At 60.8% G+C, this 15,296-nt stretch carries 15 protein-coding genes; 10 read left to right on the top strand and 5 right to left on the bottom strand.

Annotated features, from left to right (window positions below):
• The first annotated feature begins 12 nt into the window (after positions 1-12).
• The 3 genes from C6V82_RS10925 (at position 13) to C6V82_RS10915 (ending at position 2,627) form a co-directional block, all read left to right on the top strand.
• On the top strand, positions 13-801 hold the full coding sequence (locus tag C6V82_RS10925) for an enoyl-CoA hydratase/isomerase family protein (RefSeq protein WP_102587039.1): 789 nt from the start codon (positions 13-15) through the stop codon (positions 799-801).
• A 29-nt stretch (positions 802-830) separates the two neighbouring features.
• Positions 831-2,015, top strand: a complete 1,185-nt coding sequence (locus tag C6V82_RS10920) for a CaiB/BaiF CoA transferase family protein (RefSeq protein WP_102587038.1) — start codon at positions 831-833, stop codon at positions 2,013-2,015.
• A gap of 87 nt (positions 2,016-2,102) precedes the next feature.
• A complete protein-coding gene (locus C6V82_RS10915; RefSeq protein WP_102587037.1) occupies positions 2,103-2,627 on the top strand; it encodes a gamma carbonic anhydrase family protein in 525 nt (174 codons plus the stop codon).
• Positions 2,628-2,742: 115 nt separating this feature from the next.
• Here C6V82_RS10915 and C6V82_RS10910 read toward each other — a convergent pair whose 3' ends face one another.
• A complete protein-coding gene (locus C6V82_RS10910) occupies positions 2,743-4,443 on the bottom strand; it encodes an L-lactate permease (RefSeq protein ID WP_102587036.1) in 1,701 nt (566 codons plus the stop codon).
• A gap of 356 nt (positions 4,444-4,799) precedes the next feature.
• On the opposite strand from C6V82_RS10910, the gene C6V82_RS10905 reads away from it, so the two are divergent.
• Together C6V82_RS10905 and C6V82_RS10900 are read left to right on the top strand one after the other, a co-directional pair.
• Entirely contained in the window at positions 4,800-5,507 is a 708-nt protein-coding gene (locus C6V82_RS10905; protein ID WP_102587035.1) for a glutathione S-transferase N-terminal domain-containing protein, read from the top strand.
• 227 nt (positions 5,508-5,734) lie between these two features.
• Complete coding sequence (locus tag C6V82_RS10900; RefSeq protein WP_102587034.1) at positions 5,735-6,091, top strand: phasin family protein; 357 nt, start codon at positions 5,735-5,737, stop codon at positions 6,089-6,091.
• 107 nt (positions 6,092-6,198) lie between these two features.
• Here C6V82_RS10900 and C6V82_RS10895 read toward each other — a convergent pair whose 3' ends face one another.
• Complete coding sequence (locus tag C6V82_RS10895; RefSeq protein WP_102587033.1) at positions 6,199-6,843, bottom strand: phosphoribosyltransferase; 645 nt, start codon at positions 6,841-6,843, stop codon at positions 6,199-6,201.
• Positions 6,844-7,045: 202 nt separating this feature from the next.
• Between C6V82_RS10895 and C6V82_RS10890 the strand changes: the two genes are divergently transcribed.
• Positions 7,046-7,909, top strand: a complete 864-nt coding sequence (locus C6V82_RS10890) for a hypothetical protein (protein WP_102587032.1) — start codon at positions 7,046-7,048, stop codon at positions 7,907-7,909.
• A gap of 258 nt (positions 7,910-8,167) precedes the next feature.
• Here the strand turns inward: C6V82_RS10890 and C6V82_RS10885 are convergent, their stop codons facing one another.
• Together C6V82_RS10885 and uraD are read right to left on the bottom strand one after the other, a co-directional pair.
• On the bottom strand, positions 8,168-9,568 hold the full coding sequence (locus C6V82_RS10885; RefSeq protein WP_229843166.1) for a uracil-xanthine permease family protein: 1,401 nt from the start codon (positions 9,566-9,568) through the stop codon (positions 8,168-8,170).
• A gap of 286 nt (positions 9,569-9,854) precedes the next feature.
• Complete coding sequence (gene uraD / locus C6V82_RS10880) at positions 9,855-10,382, bottom strand: 2-oxo-4-hydroxy-4-carboxy-5-ureidoimidazoline decarboxylase (protein WP_102587031.1); 528 nt, start codon at positions 10,380-10,382, stop codon at positions 9,855-9,857.
• A 248-nt stretch (positions 10,383-10,630) separates the two neighbouring features.
• Here uraD and uraH point away from each other — a divergent pair, with 248 nt between their 5' ends.
• From uraH to C6V82_RS10860, 4 genes are all read left to right on the top strand, one after another.
• On the top strand, positions 10,631-10,984 hold the full coding sequence (gene uraH / locus C6V82_RS10875) for a hydroxyisourate hydrolase (protein WP_102587030.1): 354 nt from the start codon (positions 10,631-10,633) through the stop codon (positions 10,982-10,984).
• Between the two features lie 104 nt (positions 10,985-11,088).
• Positions 11,089-12,294, top strand: coding sequence for a urate hydroxylase PuuD (locus C6V82_RS10870; protein WP_102587029.1), 1,206 nt, complete (start codon positions 11,089-11,091; stop codon positions 12,292-12,294).
• A gap of 121 nt (positions 12,295-12,415) precedes the next feature.
• On the top strand, positions 12,416-13,150 hold the full coding sequence (locus tag C6V82_RS10865) for a GntR family transcriptional regulator (RefSeq protein ID WP_102587028.1): 735 nt from the start codon (positions 12,416-12,418) through the stop codon (positions 13,148-13,150).
• Between the two features lie 77 nt (positions 13,151-13,227).
• Entirely contained in the window at positions 13,228-13,806 is a 579-nt protein-coding gene (locus C6V82_RS10860; RefSeq protein ID WP_102587027.1) for a hypothetical protein, read from the top strand.
• A gap of 90 nt (positions 13,807-13,896) precedes the next feature.
• Here C6V82_RS10860 and C6V82_RS10855 read toward each other — a convergent pair whose 3' ends face one another.
• Positions 13,897-15,282, bottom strand: a complete 1,386-nt coding sequence (locus C6V82_RS10855; protein ID WP_229843165.1) for an NCS1 family transporter — start codon at positions 15,280-15,282, stop codon at positions 13,897-13,899.
• Positions 15,283-15,296 lie beyond the last annotated feature (14 nt).

The raw sequence follows: 15,296 nt of genomic DNA, 5'->3' as shown, positions 1-15,296 counted from the left end.
GGAGTGTAGGTGATGAACTCGACGGATGAGCTGGTATATGAAAGAGAAGGGCGCGTTGCCTGGTTGCTCTTCAACCGCCCCAAGGTGCGCAATGCCATGACCTGGGGAATGTATGACGCTCTCGAGAGAACCTGTCATGAGCTGAATGACGATCCTGAGATCGATGTCGTGGTGCTGCGGGGAGTGGGTGGTGAAGCCTTCGTGGCGGGTACTGATATCAAGCAGTTCAGTGCGTTCTCCGAGGCGCAGGATGCCCTGGATTATGAGCGCCGTATCGATAGGGTAATGGCCACTCTGGAGGCCCTCAAGAAGCCCACGATTGCGCTGATTGAAGGCTTTTGTATCGGTGGTGGCGCGGCCATCGCCATGGCGTGCGACTTTCGTTATTGCACACCAGATCTCAAGTTTGGCGTCCCCATTGCCAGGACCCTGGGCAACTGTGTCTCGATGAATAACGTCTCTCGCATGGTGGACCTGGTGGGGCCAGCAAGAGCCAAGGAGGTCTTGATGCTGGCCAGCATCATCAAAGCCGACGAGGCGAAACAGGCGGGCCTGGTGACGGGGGTGATCGACCACCAGGACATCGAAGGCGAAGTCAGGAAAGTCATTGAAAAGCTTCAGAGCTTTGCCCCATTGACGATTCGAGCATCCAAGGAAGCCATTCGACGCTTCCAGAAGTACCACGTTCCTGAAGATGGCCAGGATGACGACCTCATCGCGCTTTGCTATACGAGCGAGGATTTTCATGGCGCTGTCGATGCATTCATCAACAAGACACCACACGCCTGGCGCGGAAGATAATTCCCTATTGGATCAAGAGGTATAGAAACATGCTTCCCTTGACGAACATGAAGGTTCTGGATATTTCACAAATCATGGCGGGTCCCTACTGCACGATGGTGCTGGGTGACATGGGGGCCGAGGTCATCAAGGTCGAGAAGAATGGCGGTGACGATAGTCGACAGATGGGGCCTTATGTCAATGATGAGTCCACTTGCTTTGCGCAGATCAACCGTAACAAGAAGAGCATCTCGCTGAACCTTAAGGAAGAGGAAGGGCGGGAACTGTTCTATCGCCTTGCCGAAACCGCCGATGTCATCGTCGAGAACTATCGTCCCGGTGTCGCCAAGTCGCTCGAGGTCGACTACGAGACCATCAAGTCACTCAACCCTGGCATCATTTATTGCTCGATTTCCGGCTATGGCCAGACAGGGCCGTACAGCCACAAGGGAGGGTTCGATCTCGTCGCTCAAGGCATGTCTGGCCTCATGTCCATGACCGGAGAGCCGGGGCGTCGTCCATTGAAGACGGGTATTGCCGTCTACGACATCGGCGCCGGCATCACCGCGACCTACTCCATTCTGGCGGCCTATATCCACAAGATGAACACCGGTGAGGGGCAGTTGGTGGATGTGTCCATCGCCGAGAGTGGCCTGCCCTGGTTCACCTGGGAGGCAGCCGCCTACTTTGCCGAAGGCACGATCCCCGAGCCGACTGGCTGGCGTCACCGGGTATCGGCTCCCTACCAGGCGATCAAGGTCAGGGATGGCTACATCATGCTCGGCTGCGCCAACCAGCGCACCTGGGAGAGGCTGTGTCATGAGGTCATCGATCGTGCGGACCTGATCGAGGACCCACGGTTTACCACCAACTATCTGCGTGGCCAGAACGTCGAGGTTCTCGAGGAGATACTGGAAGAGATTTTCGCAACCCGTGACAAGCACGAATGGCTGGAGGCTTGCGACAAGGCAGGGGTGCCGGCGGGCCCTATCAACAATTTCGCCGAGGCCCTGGATGACCCGCACTATCAGGCGCGCGGCATGATTCAGGAGATGGACCACCCGGTCATCGGTACGATGAAGACGATCGGCTTTCCCGGTAAGCTTTCACGCACGCCTGCGCAGATTCGTCGCCCGGCGCCACTCTATGCTCAGCATACCGATGAAGTGCTGGAGCAACTGGGCATCGACAAGTCGCGTTGCGATGCGCTTCGGGAACGTGGCGTTATCAAGTGATCACGATGACCTCCCTGGCGGCGCTGAGGGTGCACTTTTCACAGGCCTGATCGATACGGGCCGAACTCAATCACGATGGAGAAACCCATGGCGATCTATCAATATGGTGAACAGGTTCCGGTCATCGACGAAAGTGTCTACGTGGCCGAGACCGCCGATGTGATCGGGCACGTTACCCTCGAGCGCAATGCCAGCGTGTGGTATCAGGCGGTGCTGCGAGGCGATACCGACCATCTGGAGATCGGGGAGGGGAGCAATATCCAGGATGGCGCGGTGCTGCACGCCGACCCCGGCTACCCTCTTAAGGTGGGTCGCGACGTGACGGTGGGGCACCAGGCCATGCTGCATGGCTGCACGATTGGCGATGGCAGCCTGGTCGGCATTCAAGCGGTGATCCTCAATGGCGCGGTGATTGGCAAGAACTGCCTGGTAGGCGCGGGCGCGCTGGTCAAGGAGGGGGCTGAATTTCCCGATAATTCGCTGATCGTCGGAGCCCCGGCGCGGGTGGTCAGGGAGCTTTCGGAAGAGCAGATCGCGGGACTTGCCGCAAACTCGGCAAGTTATGTGGAGCGCCGCCAACAGCACGCAACCAAGCTGACCCGTATCGGCTGATTTGCGTCCGGCTCCACCAGGCGCGCATCCTGAACGCTTGTAACGACACCGCCCCCATGGCATGGCCATGGGGGCGGTGTCGTTACACGTATCGCAAGCTAAGTGGCCCGATAGATCAGCCCAGAGCAAGCAGCGGGTCGGAGATGCCGATCACGTAGAAGGCGATCAGCGCGATCAGACCGGTGAACACCAGGTAGTAGATCGTCGGCAGGATGGTCTTGCGGATCGTGATGCCCTCGCGGCCCAGCAGGCCGACGGTGGCGGATGCCGCAACCACGTTATGGATGGCGATCATGTTGCCCGCGGCGGCACCGACGGCTTGCAGCGCGACCATGAAGGCCGTCGAGACGCCAAGCTGTTGAGCGACGTTGAACTGGAAATCCGCAAGCATCAGGTTGGAGACGGTGTTGGAACCGGCGATGAAGGCGCCAAGGGCACCCACGGCCGGGGCGAAGAACGGGTAGACGCCGCCCACGCCGTCCGCCACGAATTGCGCCATGGCCACCGGCATCGACACCAGGTCGGCCGCATTCACGCCCGAGTTGATCAAGATACGCACCATCGGGATGGTGAAGATCAGCACGAAGCCAGCACCGAAGATGGTCCGCGAGGATTCACTGAAGGCGGCCTTGAGCTCGCCAGCGCGCATCCGATGCAGCAGAGCGGTGATCAGTACCACCATCAGCAGGATGCCACCCGGCAGGTAGAGAGGCTGAATGCTGCCGGAGACACCGGCTTCACCGAGGATGTCGCCCCAACCGAAGCTGAACGAGGTCAGCAGGTTCTTGAACGGCTCGATGGTGCGCGATGCCACCAGAATCAACGCCAGCAGCACATAGGGCAGCCATCCCATGAAGGTGGTTATCGGGGTCTTGCCGGCGATGTCGTCAAGCTTGATCTCGAGCTTGCCGATCCACTCGTCCGGCCAGGAGCTGCTTTCCGGGAAATCCCAGGTGTCCTTGGGGATCAAAAAGCCCTTGCGTGCCGCCGGTACGACGATCGCCAGACCCACCATGGCGCCGATCATCGAGGGGAATTCCGGGCCGAGCAGAACCCCTGCCAGCATGTAGGGCACCACGAAGCAGATCCCGGCGAAGATCGCGAACGGCGCGATCGACAGGCCTTCCTTCCAGGAGCGGTTGGCGCCGAAGAAGCGCACCATGATGACCACCATGATCAGTGGCATCAGGATGCCGACGATGCCGTGGATGACCGCGACTTCGCCGGCGATCAGCCGGAAGTATTCCATCCAGGTGGAGCCACCGGCTTCCAGCGTCTCGGTAATGCCCTCACGGTTGATGCCACCGGTGACACCCACCACGATTGGCGTACCCACGGCACCGAACGACACCGGTGTGGATTGGATCATCATGCCGACCACCACGGCGGCCAGCGCCGGGAAGCCCAGCGCAACCATCAGCGGAGCGGCGACGGCGGCGGGGGTACCGAAGCCGGAGGCGCCCTCGATGAAGCAGCCGAACAGCCAAGCGACGATGATCGCCTGAACGCGACGGTCCGGGCTGATGCCCGAGAAGCCATTGCGAATCGCAGTGATGCCCCCGGAGTGCTTCAGGGTGTTGAGCAGCAGAATCGCACCGAAGATGATCCACAGGATCGAGACCGTCAGGATCAACCCCTGAAGCGTCGAGGCCATGATCCGGGTGAAGCTCATTTCCCAGGCGAAAAGCCCAATCAGTGCGGTGACGATAAACACGATCGGCATGGCGGTTTTCGCTGCCATGCGCAAGCCGATCAGTAGCACTCCGGCCAGTACCAGGGGTACGAAGGCGAGAAGTGCGAGAGTGGTTTCATTCATGAGGCAGTTTCCTCGGGTTGTTTTCGGTTTCGCTCCCAAACGATGCGAAGAACCTGTCGACCGGTTTGACGGACGGGCGAAAGATAAGCCGTCGTTTGGAGTGTGACTAGTGTTGGAAAATTGGTATTACCAATAATGAGATGCCGATATTGGCATTTATCAGGACATTAAAAAAATTAAAATCAGTTAGTTACATGCGATTGACGGACTGCTTCCGTCGCGGTGGGGAGGCGTATGATTAGACTAAAGGACAGGTGATTGACGTCGTGCTGGCCCGTTTCATGACGTTGATTGGCGCTGGCTGGCAAAGCTGGCACACTCGATTCCCGACCTTTGGACTGCCAGGAGACACCACCATGACCCGAGTGCTATTTGATCTCTGCGGTATCGACGAGGGGTTGCGGTTCTCGCCCTACTGCTGGCGGGTCAAGTACGCGCTGGCCCACAAGGGACTAGAGGCTGAGATGCGGCCCTGGCGCTTCAGCGACAAGCAAGCGCTGGCATTCGCCGATTACGATAAGGTGCCGGTGCTAACCGATGGCAATGAGGTGATTACCGACAGCTACGACATCCTGCGCTATCTCGATCGAACGTATCCCGAGGCGCCGTTGTTTGGCGATGCGCTGGCGCAATCCCGTGCGCACTTCATCCGGCACTACGCCGAGAGAAGTCTGGCCCCCGCCATGATGCGTACCATCGTCATGGATCTCTTCAATGCCGTTCACCCCGACGACCGCGACTATTTCCGTGAAACCCGTGAAAAACGCTTCGGGCGTACCCTGGAAGAGTTCCACTCGCCGGCCAAGGGGCTTGCCCAACTGGATGCGGCGCTGGAACCTCTACGTGGTTGCCTGAGCGCGTCCGACTTCATCGATGGCGATGCGCCTGCCGCCGCCGATTACCTGGTGTTCGGCAACTTCATGTGGGCGCGCTGCGTCTCCAGCGCCGACCTGGTCTCCAATGCCGACCCGGTGTATGGCTGGCTGGAACGCATGCTCGACCAGTACCAGGGCCTTGGCCGCAATGCTCTGCGTATCACCGATGTCGAAGGGGCCTACCGCTGAGCGCCTGCCCGATGTGGACGTCGTGATGCCTCCCGTGGCAGAGGAGTTGCATTTCCGGTAGCCACGAAAAAATCCGCGCCTGAAATGTTGCGATGCACAAAATTGCCTGCTATGTTGCAGTGCAATACAGGGTCTTTCGCTTTCCGCGTGCTGTCCCTGTCCATTGAAGCAGGCGTCTGGTTGCAGGCGTCTCTTCAGCATCATCGCAAGGTTGACGGAGGTGTTTCATGAGCAAGGCGACTACCGAGAAAGCCACTGAGCAGTTCGAAGGACTGTTTGTCGAGCCAGCACGTGCCTACGGCGCGTTGACCCTGGAGTACACCGAGAAATTGGTGTCCACTCAGATCGATGCCGCTCGTGCCTATACCGACCTGAGTATCGCCCAGGCCCGCGCATGGGTTGATGTGCGTGATGCCGATGGTTTCAAGAAGGTCTTCGAGGGTCAGCAGAAGGCCGCTCAGGACCTGGGCGAGCGCGTCAAGGGCGATTCCGAGAAGCTTGGCACCCTGGGCCAGGAGTTTCTGCAGAAAAGCCAGAAGCTGGTCGAAGAAAGCATGAAGAGCGTGACCGCAGCGGCTAAATAAACAAGCCGAGCGCACCGTATCAAACAACGGGCCGCCCCATCGGGGCGGCCCGTTGTCGTGTGTAGGCGCCATGAGCAGGAGGCGTGGGTATCAACTATGGATAGGCGTCATGGCTTGCTTGGCGGGTCATCGGCCAAAGGTTGGCCGATCAGGGCCAGGACCTCGTCATCCTCCACCTGGCCAAATTCGGCGAAGTACTGGCCGACCGCATGGAAGTCGCGTGGCGACTCCAGGCAGACCACCTCGTCGGCAAGCTTGCCGAGTCGCTCGAGTGTATCAGGCGGCGCGACTCCCAGGGCCGCGATCAGCCTGGATGGCTTGCGCTGGCGCAACGTTACCAGTGCCGCCGCGAGCGTGGCGCCGGTGGCGCTGCCATCATCCACCACCACCAACACGCGCCCGGCGGGGTCGATGGGGGCTCGTACCGGCGTATAGCGGCTCCGGCGCTGGGCGATCAGGTCGCGCTGGTGGTCGATCTCGGCGGCAAGCCAACCCTCCCGGCAGCGGCGTGCCGACTCCTCGAGGTGCACGCTGCCATCCTCACTGACCGCGCCGATGGCATACTCCGGGTTGCCCGGCGCACCGATCTTGCGCACCAGCACGACGTCCAGCTCACCCCCCAACGCATCGGCGATGATGCGTCCCATCGGTACCCCACCCCGAGGAATGGCCAGCACCAAAGGCCGCTGCCCACGAAGCCGGCCCAGTCTCTCTGACAATTGACGTGCGGCGTCCTGGCGATCTCGAAACATGGCGTTCACCCCCGTATCCGCTTTCCCGCACTTCCAGTGTAGCCAGATGCCGAGTGGGCGGGTGTGTGCCGTGCGTTGAAGTGAATTCGTCAGTGTTTTCAATGGAAAGTATTTCCAGTATACATTTTGATTGGTTATCGTAGACGGGTTGCGCCGGTCAGGCGCACCTCCCCGACAACACCAACAATCTGGAGAGATCCACATGCCCGTTCGAACTTCCCGGTGGCTGATCACCTCTGCAACCGTCTGTGCCGCGCTCGTCACCGCCGACGCGCAGGCAGCCACCTGGAGTGATACGTTCATCGGTTATCGCTTCGGAACGCAGTTCACCGAGCCGAGCAACCCACGGGACGTACAAAAACATGTGCTGCAGCTTGGCCATGCCAGTGGCCACTCCCTGGGGCAGCACTTCATCAATCTGGAACTTCTGCAGTCGGATAGCGCCGATCCTGCCAGCGGCAGTGACAGCGGGGCTACCGAGGCCTATCTGGTCTATCGCCACCAGTGGCATGCCGGCAAGGTGTTCGATGCGCCAGTGGCATTCGGCCCGGTGCGTGACATGGCGCTGACCGCGGGGTTCGACCTCAACACCAAGAACACCGCCTTCGCCCCGCGCAAGCGTCAACTGGTGGTGGGGCCGACGTTCAAGTTCGATGTGCCCCGTGGTTTCCTGGACCTGAGCCTGCTCTACAGCCGTGAATGGAACCATTGCGGCCTGGATGCCTGCGGTCTTCCCGGCAATCGCAACAGCCTCTCCTTCGACCCCTATTACCAGCTGAGCCTGGCATGGGGGCTGCCATTCGAGGCGGGGGCGCTACCCATGAAGTTTCAGGGGTTCTTCAACTTCAATGGCGAGAAGGGCGACGACTATTTCGGGGTCGCCACCGAGCCGGAGCAGTTGATGCGCACCTCGTTGATGCTGGATGTCGGCCAGCTGGCCTGGGGCGAGGCCAACGAACTGTGGGTGGGCGCCGGTTATGAATACTGGCGCAACAAGTTCGGCAACCACGACAAGCCAGGCGTGGATACCGATGTGTTGACCTTCAACCTTGAGTGGCACTTCTGATAAGCCAGACGTCGGTCACTGCCGATCCGCGATGACCGGCAACGAATGAGCCGAGCAGGAAGACGGGCCAGCCACATCGATGTGGCTGGCCCGTTTGCTTGGTGAGCGAGCACGGCGCTGAAGCGGCAATCGAGAGGCTGTATCAGCCAACGAAAGAAAGCGCCGCCGGAGAGAGTCCGGCGGCGCTCGTGTGGGCAATGCCCGATTGAAGCAATGGTTTCAAAGTAATGGTTTCAAAGTAATGGCGCTGATGACGGGTCAAGAGTTGGCGTTACGCTTCTCAGCCTCTGCTCTGGCCGCGGCCTCGTGTTCGTCCCCGGTAGGCTGGCGCTTCGGCTTGCCTGGCAGGATGGCATCCAGCAGCAGTGCGGCGACGGCGGCCGGCACCAGGCCGGATTTCAGCAGCAGGCCGGCCTGGCCTGGCATGGTTTCCGAGATGGCTTCCACCGCCGGCAGGCCGATGCCTAGGCTCAGTGACACCGCAATGATCAGCATGGCGCGCTGGTCGAGCTCGCACTCCTGGATGATCTTCAAACCCGCCGAGGCGATCATGCCGAACATCACGATGCCGGCGCCACCGAGAACCGCGTGTGGCATGGCGGCCACCAGGCCACCGAGCTTCGGGAACAGGCCCATGGCGATCAGCAGCAGGCCGCCGATGGTCACCACATGGCGGCTGACCACGCCGGTCAGGGTGATCAGGCCGACATTCTGCGCATAGGCGGTGTTGGGCAGGGTGTTGAACACCGCGGCGAAGGAGGTCGCCACGCCATCGGCCATCACGCCGCCGGACAGCTCGCGATCCTTGGCCGGGCGACCCGCGCCGCCGGTGGTGATCGCCGAGATATTGCCGATGGTCTCGAGCCCCACCACGAACATGATCAGCACCATGCCGATGATCGCGGTCATCGAGAAGGTCATGCCGTATTCGAGCGGCTTGGGCACCGCGAACCAGGGCGCGTTGATCAGGTTGGTGAAATCGACCATACCCAGCCCCATCGCCACCAGGTAGCCGGCCAGCAGCCCGAACAGGATCGAGGAGGCCTTGATGAATCCGCGGCCAAGCTGGTGAACGGTGATGGTGACCACCAGCACGAACAGCGCCAGCAGCAGGTTGGTGGGGGAGGCGAAGCCTTCGGAACCCACGCCACCGGCGGCGTAGTTCAGGCCCACGGGCATCAGGGTGATGCCGATCAACAGCACCACGATGCCGGTGACCACCGGCGAGAACCAGTGACGGATCTTCTTCAGGAAGGCCCCCAGTACGATCTGCATCAGCCCGGCCACGAAGGAGGCCCCCAGCACCGCCGGTAGCCCGAACGCCTTGGCCAGCGGCAGCGCCACCGGCAGGAAGCCGAAGCTGGTGCCCTGGACGATGGGCAGGCGTGCGCCGACCGGGCCGATACCGATGGTCTGGATCAGTGTCGAGACACCGGCCACGAACAAGGCCACCTGGATCAGGAATATCTGCTCGCCGGCGGTGGCGCCGATCACCCCGGCGATGATGATCGGCGGGGTCACGTTGCCGGCGAACATCGCCATGATGTGCTGAAGACCTAGCGGGATTGCCTTGGAAAGCGGCGGCATCGCATCAGGATTCTGATTGATGGTGCGCGACGGGTTCCGGGTGGGATGCGGTACGGAATGTGTATCGGTCATGGTCAGGCTCGCAGCGGTTGTTGTGTGTTGTGCCGTGCGCGGTGCTTTCTGAACACCTTTGCTGCCAATAAATGTACACAATCATATTTATTTTGAAAGACAGAAATTTCATTATCTTGTGTGTAAAAATAAAAATTCATATAAAACAGAATCTTGAAAACAATATGCTGACCATTTGGTCAGTAAAAATGCCTGTTCTGAGCCCATGAAAAACGCGCCACAGGCATCTGTGACGCGTTCGATATTTTGGCTGTCGGCGTTGAGTGGCGAATCATGCCGACACTTTTCAGCCCTCGGCGCGCGCCTCGAGACGGAACCGGGCAATCCTGTTGATCTGTTCCACTGCGGTGCGGCGCTCCTCGTCGAGATCATTCTCCAGGCGCACGTCGAAGGCATCGAGAATCGCGAAACGGTTGCTGCCCTTGACCGCCATGATGAACGGAAAGCCGAACTTCGCCTTGTACGCCTCGTTGAGCCGTTCGAAACGGGCCATCTCTTCGGGGGTGCACTGGTCGAGACCGGCACCGGCCTGTTCGCGGGTCGAATCATCGGTGAGTTCACCGGCGACTGCGGCCTTGCCGGCCAGGTCCGGGTGAGCGCGAATCACCTCGAGCTGGCGCTCGGGGCTGGCCTGGGTGAGTACCTCTCCCATGGCATCGGCGAGGGCATCCGGCGAGTCGTGGCGCTCATTCAGGCCTTTCTCGAAGGCAAGCTCCGCCACCCAGGGGGAGTGCTCGAAGATGTCGCCATAGCTGGCCACGAAGCTGGCCTTGTCGAGCTGGCTGGGGCGTGGTGTCAGGGTCTTGTCGGTCATATGGAGTCTCCTGGTGTCACTCGTGGCTTGGCCTGGTGGCCTGGTCCGTTGTCTTGGTCTCTTGGCACGGCCTCACGGCATGGTATAGTGCCATGCATGCACTTGCTGTATACAAAAAATATTTTGAAATGTACTCCATTTCAGTCTAAAACTGTCATCATTAGCTGATGATAGCTATTCAGAACAGCCATGCAAGACAACGATTCAAGACAGCGATCCAAGACAGTAACCCTAACAGGAGAGTGAACATGGGACGCCTGACTACCCACGTGCTGGATACCGCCCTGGGCAGCCCTGGACAGGGCATTCGCATCGAAGTGTTTCGCTTCAGCGGTGGCGAGCGCACATCGATCGGCGAGGTCGTGACCAATGATGACGGCCGCTGTGATGCACCGATCCTCGAAGGGGACGCATTCAGCGTCGGTGAATATGAGCTGGTCTTCAATGCTGGCGACTATCTGCGCCGCCGGGGCGTGGCCGCCGACGAGCCACGCTTCCTCGACGTGATTCCCCTGCGCTTCGGTGTGGCGGATGCCAGCCAGCATTATCACGTGCCCCTGCTGCTGTCGCCCTACGGCTACTCGACCTATCGCGGCAGCTGAGCCGGCGGTGTCGATCGGCAAGACCCTGCCCCGGCGCGCCTGATCCCTGATGCGATGCGTGCCCGATACCAACAACGAGATTCGAACGAGGTGAGGTTACCCTCATGCAAGCCTACCTGCTGGACTTTGCAAATTTCATGATGCGTTGGCTACACGTCATCGCCGCCATCGCCTGGATCGGTGAGTCGATCTATTTCGTGATGCTGGACAACGGCCTGAAGCCCCCCAAGGAAGAGAGCTGCCGCAAGAAAGGCGTGTTTGGCGAGATGTGGGCCGTGCACGGTGGCGGTTTCTACCACAACCAGAAGTACGCCACGAGCCCGGAGAAACTCCCCGATGACCTGCACTGGTCGTTCTGGAAGTCTTATGCCACCTGGCTGTCCGGCTTCGCGCTGTTCGTGATGCTCTACATGGCCAACCCGAGCTTCTATCTCGTCGACCCCAACAGTAATTGGCAGTGGGCCGCCGAGATGAGCGGCTGGCAGGCCAACGTGCTGGCGCTGCTGTTTCTGGTGGCAGGCTGGGTGGTCTACAACGAACTGTGCAAGCGCATCAGCCCCGACATGCAGCGCGATGGGCTGTTGAGCGTGGCCGTGGCGGTGATGATGGTGGTCGTCGCCTATCTCAGCACCCAGCTGTTCGCGGGCCGGGCGGCATTCCTGCTCACCGGTGCGGTGATGGCCACCGCGATGTCCGCCAACGTGTTCTTCTGGATCATCCCCGGGCAGCGCCGCATGGTCGCCGCGATGAAGGCCGGCGAAGCCCCCAATCCGCTGGATGGCAAGCGCGGCAAGCAGCGTTCGGTGCACAACACCTACTTCACCCTGCCGGTGGTGCTGTTGATGATCAGCAACCACTACTCCTTTGCCTACTCCCATGAGCACGCCTGGGTGATCATGTCATTGTTCATCTTCGCGGGGGCGCTGATTCGACAGTTCTTCGTGCTGATGCACTCGGGGAGCATCAAGCCGGCCTATCCGGCGGCGGGTGTGGCACTGATCGCCCTGGCGTTCTGGGTCGGTGCACCGGCCGGGTCCTCCGGCCAGAACCGTGATAGCGCCGATGCCGGCCCGAGCATCGATGAGATCCATGAGATCGTCGAAACCCGTTGCACGGCCTGTCATGCCAAGGAGCCCAGTCAGGAGGGATTCAATTCGCCACCCGCAGGCATTGCCTATGACAGCGCCGACCAGGTGCTGAGCCAGCGCGAGCAGATCCAGCAGGTGGTGGCCAGTGGCTACATGCCGCTTGGCAACATGACCGAAATGACCGACGAGGAGCGTGAGGCCATCGCCGCCTGGTCGGAGTGAAGCGCTGTGCCGGTCAACGGGTAAGCCTTGGGTTGGCCCGTTGACCTCTGGGGTGTCGTCGTCCGAGTGCATTGGAGTATACAATATGACTCGAAATGCCATGCAGGAGAGGCGAGGTCACATGAACCAGAGCCAGACCAACGCCCAGCGAAGGCCGCCGGGCGCTCGCCTGGGCAAGAACGGAGACGGTGCCGAGCGCCACGAGGTCATCTATCGCTCGATCAGCGATGCGATCATCGAGCACCGGCTCAAGCCCGGTGCTCGTCTGCGTGAGGATGCCCTCTCCGAGGTGTTCGGCGTCAGCCGCACCGGCATTCGCAAGATTCTCCAACGCCTGGCAATGGAGCAACTGGTCACCCTGACCCCGCGTCGTGGTGCGAGTGTCACCCGCCCCACGGCGGACGAGGCCAAGGATGTCTTCGATGCCCGGCAGATGGTCGAGTGCGGGCTGATGCCCGAGATCGCCCGGCGCATCACGCCCGAGGACATCGAGGCGCTGCGCGACATGGCGCGTCGCGAGCGCGAGGCGCTGAAGTCCGGTGAACAGAGCACCGCCATCAAGCTGTCGGCGGCCTTCCATGAGCGGATTGCCAGGCTCTCCGGAAACGCCACCCTGGCCGAATTCGTCGGCAGGCTCTGTTCACGCTCGTCGCTGATTCTCGCCGTTTACGGCAATGCCGGGCACCTCGGCTGCGAGTCCCACGACCATGACGATCTGATCGGCCATCTCGAAGCCGGCAATGGAGAGCGTGCCGCGGCGTTCATGAGCCGCCACCTCAAGGCCATCGAGGCGTCGCTTTCGATCGTCGAGGAGGAGGAAGAAGCCCCCGATCTGCACAGCATCTTCGGTGCCTGACTGGCAAACCCTTCAGGCACCACCATACTGAGGTCAAGGCGTGAATCTCTCGTCTCGAACCACTCGAGGTGACGGCCGTGACCCGACCTCAGGATGATCCTGCTCAAGACATTCCCCTGAGCCGGGTCTACGAAGAGTATGTTCGACTCAACGGAGTCTGCAACGACTATATCCACCGCTCCCTTGGGGATATACGCCTGTTCGGCTCGATTGGTGCCTTGCTGGCCTGGGATCCCCTGGCTCGTCTTTTCGAACTCGATGCCGAACTCCAGCAGCCGGTGACACCGGTAGGGTTCCTCGTGCTGCTGCTGGTGATCGTGCTGGTGATGTTCTTCGACCTGTTCAAGCAGTCGATCTTCTTCTTTCATCTGATTCGCATGCGCGAGCTGGAAGACGTGCTCAATCGAGCCTCTGGTGAGCGCGTCGAGCTGTTCCATCTCGCCGGTGGCTGGCCGGCCTGGTTTCGCCGCTATCACGCCCCGGTGGCCCAGTGCTTCTGGGGCGTGTTCTACCTGTTGGTGGTGGTCTTCCCGGCCATCATCCTGTTCCTGCAGGACTATGCCAGCTGGCTCTTCGCCTATCTGCCCACCGCCTTCATTCTGCTGGCGCTGCATGCGCACTGCGCCAATCGCGTGGTGAATTCGCTGGGTCGATGAGCGCCACGATGTTACTCCCCAAAAAATGCGATCGCCCCCGGCCGAGGCCGGGGGCGATGAGTCACAGACATCAGTGCTGGGGGCGATGGATCACTGGTTGAACCGCTGGCAGGGTGCCCAGTACTTCATCAACAGGAAGTAGGTCGCGCCGGCCGGAATCAGGCTTGCGTACCAGGAAATGGAAGAGAAGGTCAGGGCGGCGGCGATGCCCACCGCGGTGGCGATCAGTGCGGCCAGGTTGACGCCCTGGTAGGGGCCGTTCTCATCGTAGAGCTTGCCGAGGTCGAGAGTGCGGCGGCGCACCAGGTAGTAGTCGACCACCAGGATGGCGAAGATCGGTCCCAGGAATGCCGAATAGGTTTGCACGAACAGTTGCAGGCCGGCGGCGGAATCCGGCTGGACCAGCTTCCAGGGGAAGGTGGCGAAGGCCAGTAGACCGACCAGTACCGTGGCCGTGCGGAACTTCATCTTGAACACGTCCATCAGCACGTAGGTCGGTGGCACCACGTTATTGAGTACGTTGGTGGTGACCTGGGCGAAGGCGATGAACAGCAGGGTGGTCATCAGCAGCGGGGTGTTGTCGACGGCGTTGGCGAACACCTGGATCGGATCGGCGACCCCGGTGGCTTCGGAGACCATGAAGCCGATCAGCCCCATGAACAGCGTGCACGGCAGGATCGACATGGCGTAGATGGTGGTGAGCAGACTCGTGGGCGTGCCTTTCTTGTGCTCGCGGGCATAGTCGCCGACGTTGAGCATCATGGTGCTGTAGATGCCCAGAAACAGCATGGTGGCACCCCAGAAGGGCATGCCCCAGGAGCCTTCCATGGTCAGCAGGTTGGCGGACAGTACGTCGCCGTAGCGCACGATGGTGCTGTAGAACATGTAGACCAGCGAGGCAAGAATGAAGGCACTGCCGATATTCTCCAGCCATTTGATCCCCTGGAAGCCCATCACCGACAGCCCGATCTGCAGGAACTGGAAGGTGATGAAGAAGAACACCAGGTTATCGAAGCCGAACAGCGTGGCCGATACCATGTTCAGTGCCCCGGCGCCGATCCAGCTCTGGAAGCCGTACCACACCACCGCGGGGACGGCGCGAACCAGGCCCGGGAGCCGCGTGCCGGTAAAACCGAAGGCGCTGCGTGCCTGGACCATGAAGGGAATGCCGTACTTGTAGCCGGCGGCGCCATTGATGGCCAGCGCGATGCCGATCACGAAGCAGCCGATGGCGATGGCGAGCGTGGCCTGAATCAGGTTCAGGGTGCCCACCACGCTCGAGCCCATGGTGAAGGTGCCGATGGAGACACAGCCACCGAACCAGGCAAGAAAGTAGGAGCCCCGGCCCATGATACGGGTCTGCTGGGGAGCTAGTGACTCCTCGCCTGGGGCCTTGGTGCCCTGATCAATAGTGGAACCTGGCGATGTGGCGATGTCGGGATCGACGGTACTGCTGTGTGGGGTTGAGTGGCTCATGGTGGTGTCCTCGC

The organism is Halomonas urumqiensis, from assembly GCF_003028575.1.
GTDB lineage: Bacteria > Pseudomonadota > Gammaproteobacteria > Pseudomonadales > Halomonadaceae > Halomonas > Halomonas urumqiensis.
This window is presented reverse-complemented; position numbering and strand designations above follow the sequence as displayed.